The sequence below is a fragment of the Nostoc sp. NMS2 genome (genome assembly GCF_017115105.1).
In the GTDB taxonomy this organism is placed as follows: Bacteria; Cyanobacteriota; Cyanobacteriia; order Cyanobacteriales; family Nostocaceae; genus Nostoc.
Genome location: NZ_JABXKH010000152.1, coordinates 1 through 6,189, shown reverse-complemented (window position 1 = coordinate 6,189; position 6,189 = coordinate 1). Strand labels below are relative to the sequence as shown.

Genomic DNA, 6,189 nt, shown 5'->3' with positions numbered 1-6,189 from the left:
GGTTGGGGGATGAGGGCAAATCCTTATTCATTAGAGTTGAACTACAGGTTTCAAGATGACGTGGTTTAACTTAATCTTGATAAATAACTCCTCATTACCCATGAGGGATATATGGTATTGAGATTTTGATTTTTACATAGCTCATGACGGGAGCAAGCAATAGCCGAAAAGAAAGATTTTCAGGTAGGGGCAATTCATGAATTGCCCCTACTGCGTGTAGTTTTGCGTAAGTCAATAAGAAAGTATGCTACGTAGGTTAAGGTGCAAAAATAGGTATAAAAAGTCTAAAAAAGATCAATTTTGGAACACAGTACTGATATAAATATCTAATAACAGTTTATCTGCTGTATGACTACTGTATAACTACGTAATTTCCATGAATTATCTCCTTTTGGGAGTAACATAGTGAAACAGCTGTGCTGATTTGTACTGTTTTACTTAGTTAAGTTTTGTTTAACACGTTTGGGGAATATGAGTAAACTAATTCCAGCCATCAGAGTCAAAAACTTCAGCTTCTCTTACGACACTCAAAAGATAGTTGAAGGCGTGTCAATGGATATTTACCAAAACCAAGTCACGGCAATTATTGGTTCTAGTGGTTGTGGCAAGTCTACTTTTATTAAATCGTTAAATCGCATGAGTGAATTAGAAGGAGAAGTGAAGGTTGAAGGAAAAGTAGAATTTTTTGGCCAGAGTATTTATGAGCGGCGGGTCAATATCAATCGCTTACGTCGCCAAGTGAGTATGGTTTTTCCCAAGCCAAATCTTTTTCCTATGAGCGTTTACGATAATGTTGCTTATGGGGTGAAATTAGTTGGATGGCATCCGAAAGTAGAATTAGATGGGATTGTTGAATCTGCCATCAAAGCTGCCGAACTGTGGGATGAAGTGAAAAATAAGTTGCACAAATCTGCTTTAGAACTATCTGGTGGTCAACAGCAAAGATTATGTATTGCCCGCGCTTTAGCAGTCAAACCAAATGTTCTGTTGATGGATGAGCCTTGTTCAGGTCTTGATCCTGCTGGTAGCATGAAAATTGAGCATTTGATCCATAACTTGCGCTCTGAGTTAACAATTGTGATTGTGACTCACAATATGCAGCAAGTTACTCGCCTATCTGATTTTACGGCTTTCTTTTATAGTAATGAAAATCGTATTACTCAAATGGTTGAATTTGGTACTACACATAAAATTTTTACTAATCCAGTGGATTCTCGCACCCGTGACTACGTTTTTGCCCGCGTCAGTTGAAGCGTTGCTTAAATTCTATCTATTTAGAGGTCTATGACATAGTGCAAGCGGAAATTAAGGTTGAATTTAATTTCTGTTTGCTTTGAGTTTTTCTTGTGTTGGGCAATGGGGACTGAAATTGACAGTCTCTTTTTATACTATATACTTAAAGATAAGTATCTGCCTAGACCACCTGAATCATAAGATGAAATGTCCTCTGTGCGAATCTACTTCATATTATAAAAATGGTCGTCGCAATGACCAACAGAATTACCTCTGCAAAAATTGTGGCAAACAATTCTTTGAGCCTGCATTACCTCGTTCTCTGGAAAGGGACTTGCTTGCTAACAGCAATGGACATACTAAAGTATCTATGAATGATGCGGCGAAACTTTCTTTAGTAAAAAACCTGCCAGAAGAAAAAATCACAGATAAAGGTCTTGGCTCTTTTAATTTTATATTAGCTGAAGAACTGCTGCAAACTATATTATCGCCTGATTGCTTAGAATCTGCTGTGTTCAGCCAATTGCTATTAAAAATTCAGCAACAAAATGAAATTCAACATAAGTTAAAAACAGGAATTTCTCTTTTACTTTTGGATGCAGAAAACCTAAAGTTAGATATTAATTCAGAATTATTTTTAGCCAGTATTTGTGAATATCCACTCCAAGCAAAAATGGCATTTTCTAACTGGAAAAATCCCAGTATTGGGAAGCAAGATATTGAACTATATAATCGTGGCTATCAACTTGTCCATGTACCCGAAGGTAAAAATAGTGCTGATGCAAAAATGATCGCATTTGGTGCTTGTGTCTTACGTTCTTATCCAACAGTTAAAGAAATATTAGTCTGTTCTAGCGATGGAATTTTAAACCATCTTTGTAACGAACTCCAAAATCAAGGATTGATTGTCTATTGGATACGCAGACAAGGGCAAAGTTTGCATATAGAAAATCGGAATACTGGCAAATTAACTCATTATTCTTTGTCAATGGCAACAGAAGTTCCATCTGTTGAAAAAGTGATTACTCCAATTCAAGATTTAATTAAAACTGAAGAGGAATCAATCAATGCTAGATTAAATAGTCTAGTGGATGTTGCAACTTCATTTCAGGAAAAATGCGAGATAAATATTAAATATGATTTAAATCAATTAGAAAAAGAGAAACCAATATCTGTTGTAGATAACTCATTTGCTAAATCTATTAAAGACCAAGACAAACAAGAAGATTTTACGGAAATTTCTAATGGAGAAATATTAGATAAATTATTATTTAAAATTATTCAAGATATACATATAAATTCTCCCAAAACTAAATTATCTGTGTCTAAGCTAGGTTCAGAATTACAGAAAATAACCGGGGAATCTCCTAATTCAATTATCAAGAAATTAAAGTTAGGTTCCAGTTTTACTAAATATTTAGAATCATCTCCCACATTTACATTAAAAGCGAGTGGCAAGGAATACGAGGTAACAGCACTATTGTGCGAGTAGATACTTTCTGGATTTTACGTACAACCTGAGCCTGTAATTCAGTATTATGTAAAAAGATGTAAATAAATATAAATATTGCAATGCAGGATAAAGTTGTTGTTATTGTCGGTGCTACTGGTGGTATTGGTTCAGCTTTAACCCATAAACTTGCGCCTACTGGAGTCCAGTTGGTATTGGCTGCAAGGGATGCAGTTCGTTTAACAACACTGGCTGCTGATTTACCAGGGGAAGTTTTGACCGTTCCCACCGATATTACTGACCCCCAACAAGTAGATACTTTGATAGGAAAGACCATCGCTGCGTTTGGTCAAATCGATATTTTAGTGAATGCAGCCGGTGTCGGTATACTTAAGCCTTACAACAACCTGGAACCTGCTGATTTAGACAAGATGCTAGATGTCAACTTAAAAGGCAGCTTTTATACTACCCAGGCGGCTGCTGAAGAGATGCAAAAGCGCAAATCTGGTCATATTTGTAATGTGGTAGGAATTCTGGGTAAGCATTCGATGGGGATGGCAGCAGCTTATTCTGCTTCTAAGTTTGGTGTTGTCGGTTTTAGCAAGTGCATGGCAGAGGAACTCAAGCGTTTTGGTATCAAGTTCACGCTATTCTACTTTGGTGGGGTAGATTCTCCTTTCTGGGATAATGTCAACTTAAAAGTAGACCGGAAAAAAATGCTCAGTCCTGAAACTGCTGCCAATGCTATTTTCTTTGCCCTTTCTGCCGAACCTCAAGCTGTGCCAATGGAAATTAATATTCAACCTTATAGTCATCTGTTCTTTTAGAGTGGGAGTTCGCCTAAATAATTCTTGCTTAGGAAGGACATGAAAATCTAGCAAAAGAGGCAAAATTCACAGATATATAAGCTGTTATGCTGGATTTTCAGTATCTATGAAAATTGATCACGTTCATTTCTATGTAGAAGATGCCAAAATATGGCGGGATTGGTTTGTATACCATCTTGGTTTTCAACCAGTTGCCGATCGCAGTAGTTCATTTCACACTTGTACAGAAGTGGTTCAGAGTGGTGCTGTCTGCTTTTTTCTGTCTTCACCACTGTCACCTACAAGTCCAGTAGCCGAGTTTTTGCGTCAGTATCCACCTGGTGTTGCAGATGTCGCTTTTGCTGTGGAAGATGTAGAAGCTGCGATCGCACAAGCTCAAAAACACGGTGCTACAATCTTACAACCCATCCAAGAACGCCAAATAGGTACGGCATTTTTCAAGTGTGGCAAAATTGCCGCCTGGGGTGGACTGACTCATACATTAATAGAAAGGTCATTGGTCATTTGTCCGTCGTCATTGGTTTTTGACAAAGGACAAATGACAAATGACAACACTTTTACTGCCATAGATCACGTAGTGTTAAACGTGGCAGTTGGTGAATTAGAAAGTGCCGTCACTTGGTACGAAAATATCTTGGATTTTCAACCCCAGCAAGCATTTAAAATTAAAACCAATCGTTCTGCTTTACACAGCCAGGTGATGGTTTCGCATAACGGCAGCGTCCAATTGCCAATTAATGAGCCAGCTTCCCGGAATTCTCAAATTCAGGAATTTTTAGATATCAACCGGGGGCCAGGAATTCAACATATTGCCTTACGGACGACTAATCTTGTAAGTGCGATCGCTAAATTTCGTGCCAGTGGTTTATCTTTACTCTCAGTTCCCCAAAGCTATTACACCCAGCTAAAACAGCGTCCAGGATTGCCTTTATCACTTTTAGAAATTGAGGCGATCGCCCAACAAGAAATTCTCATAGACTGGCAAGAATATACTCCTTTAGAGGGAGGAAATCCCGCGCCCTTATTACTACAAATTTTTACCCAGCCAATATTTGAACAGCCGACATTTTTCTTTGAGTTTATTGAACGCCGTTTCCAAGCTCAAGGTTTTGGTGAAGGTAACTTTCGCGCTTTATTTGAAGCCATTGAAAGCGAACAAATCAAACGCGGTACGCTGAAATGATGCCTGAGTACAAAAAACCCTTAGCTAGACTTGATGCTCTCGAAAAATAGTCATATATCTGAGATAATTTTAATAAAAATTAACTTTTACCGCCGATGCTAAGACTGATTACTGACTTCGACGGCCCAATTATTGATGTTTCGGAACGCTACTACCGTGTTTATCAATTCTGCTTAGAGAAAACCCGTCGCCCAAACCAAGTAGTGCAAGAACTTCCGAAAGCGGAATTTTGGCAGTTAAAGCGATCGCGCATTCCTGAAAAACAAATTGCCTTAAATTCAGGGTTAGACGAGGCCCAAGCTCAAGAATTTGCCCAGTTGCGGCGACAAACTGTGCATACAGAAGCTTATTTTAACTATGACACTCTCGCGCCTGGTGCTGTGGATGCACTATTAAAAATTCAACAAGCTGGAATTGATTTAGCAGTTATGACCATGCGCCGAGTTCGAGAACTAGATTATGCTTTTAAAAAATATGATTTAGGGAGATTTTTCCCAGAAAATCGTTGTTATTGCCTGAGTAATGACTACGTTAAAACTCGTGATATTGAAGATAAGCCTTTGTTAATGGCTAGGGCATTAAAAGAATTGCCTCCGGCTGCCGATACCTGGATGGTGGGAGATACCGAAGCCGACATCACCGCAGCGAAAAATTATCAGATTAAGGTGATGGCTGTAGAATGTGGTATCCGCGATCGCACCCAATTAGAACTTTATCACCCCGACTTAATCGTTAAGGATTTCAGCACTGCTGTCGATTTAGTCTTAAAACCTAAACACTTCTAGAAAGATGTGTGTACACCGTAGCCTTAAAGGAAGAGAGAAATAGAAGAGAGGTTTTCCAGATACCGTGAAAAGTCAGCTTGTTCTTCACGAATGATTTAGGATGGCTGTAGACGTGAGTGAACAAGCCTATATTCAGTTTTAAAATGTCTGCTAAAAATACAAATAATCGAAATCTACTCGCATCTCGTGACTGGCCAATCGAGCAATTACCTGGATTGAGCCACGAAGAACAATCACAACTGCAAAATTATGGTATTGATACCACAGTAGCGCTAGTCAAACAAGGAAAGACTTTAGAGTCCCGGCTGGCGTTAGCAAATAAATTACAGATTCATCTTCAGTATGTAAATAAATGGATGGCTTTAGCTGACTTAGCGCGTATTCCCAGCGTAGGCATACAATATTGTGGTTTATTGCTCCACGCAGGTATTGGTTCTGTAACACAATTGGCACAAACTCCCACTCACAGATTGCACCAACAAATTATGCGCTTGCAAGTAGCAACAATGCAGCGACGAGATTTGTGTCCAGCAATTGAGCTAGTACAACAGTGGAGTCAGCAAGCGCAAGCAATTAGGTGATTGGGGATTGGGGAGATGAGGGGGATGAGGGAGCAGGGAGACAAGGAGGACAAGGGGGACAAGGAGGACAAGGGGGACAAGGGGGACAAGGGGGACAAGGGGGAATTATTGAATAGTCTCTTCCTTGTCT

The 6,189-nt window shown here is 39.1% G+C and carries 6 protein-coding genes; all 6 read left to right on the top strand.

Features of this window, described 5'->3' with window-relative positions; all coding sequences use genetic code 11:
* Positions 1 to 471: 471 nt before the first annotated feature.
* Positions 472 to 1,251: a phosphate ABC transporter ATP-binding protein gene (locus HWQ36_RS27635; RefSeq protein ID WP_292708798.1), complete on the top strand. Its 780-nt coding sequence runs from the start codon at positions 472 to 474 to the stop codon at positions 1,249 to 1,251.
* Between the two features lie 184 nt (positions 1,252 to 1,435).
* A complete protein-coding gene (locus HWQ36_RS27630; RefSeq protein WP_292708797.1) occupies positions 1,436 to 2,725 on the top strand; it encodes an NYN domain-containing protein in 1,290 nt (429 codons plus the stop codon).
* Positions 2,726 to 2,805: 80 nt separating this feature from the next.
* Positions 2,806 to 3,510: an SDR family oxidoreductase gene (locus HWQ36_RS27625; RefSeq protein ID WP_292708796.1), complete on the top strand. Its 705-nt coding sequence runs from the start codon at positions 2,806 to 2,808 to the stop codon at positions 3,508 to 3,510.
* 106 nt (positions 3,511 to 3,616) lie between these two features.
* The gene (hppD, locus tag HWQ36_RS27620; protein ID WP_292708795.1) at positions 3,617 to 4,693 is read left to right on the top strand and encodes a 4-hydroxyphenylpyruvate dioxygenase; all 1,077 of its coding nucleotides are present in this window, start codon (positions 3,617 to 3,619) and stop codon (positions 4,691 to 4,693) included.
* Between the two features lie 95 nt (positions 4,694 to 4,788).
* Entirely contained in the window at positions 4,789 to 5,478 is a 690-nt protein-coding gene (locus HWQ36_RS27615) for an HAD family hydrolase (RefSeq protein ID WP_292708794.1), read from the top strand.
* Positions 5,479 to 5,621: 143 nt separating this feature from the next.
* Positions 5,622 to 6,059, top strand: a complete 438-nt coding sequence (locus HWQ36_RS27610; RefSeq protein WP_292708793.1) for a DUF4332 domain-containing protein — start codon at positions 5,622 to 5,624, stop codon at positions 6,057 to 6,059.
* The last annotated feature ends 130 nt before the right edge of the window (positions 6,060 to 6,189 follow it).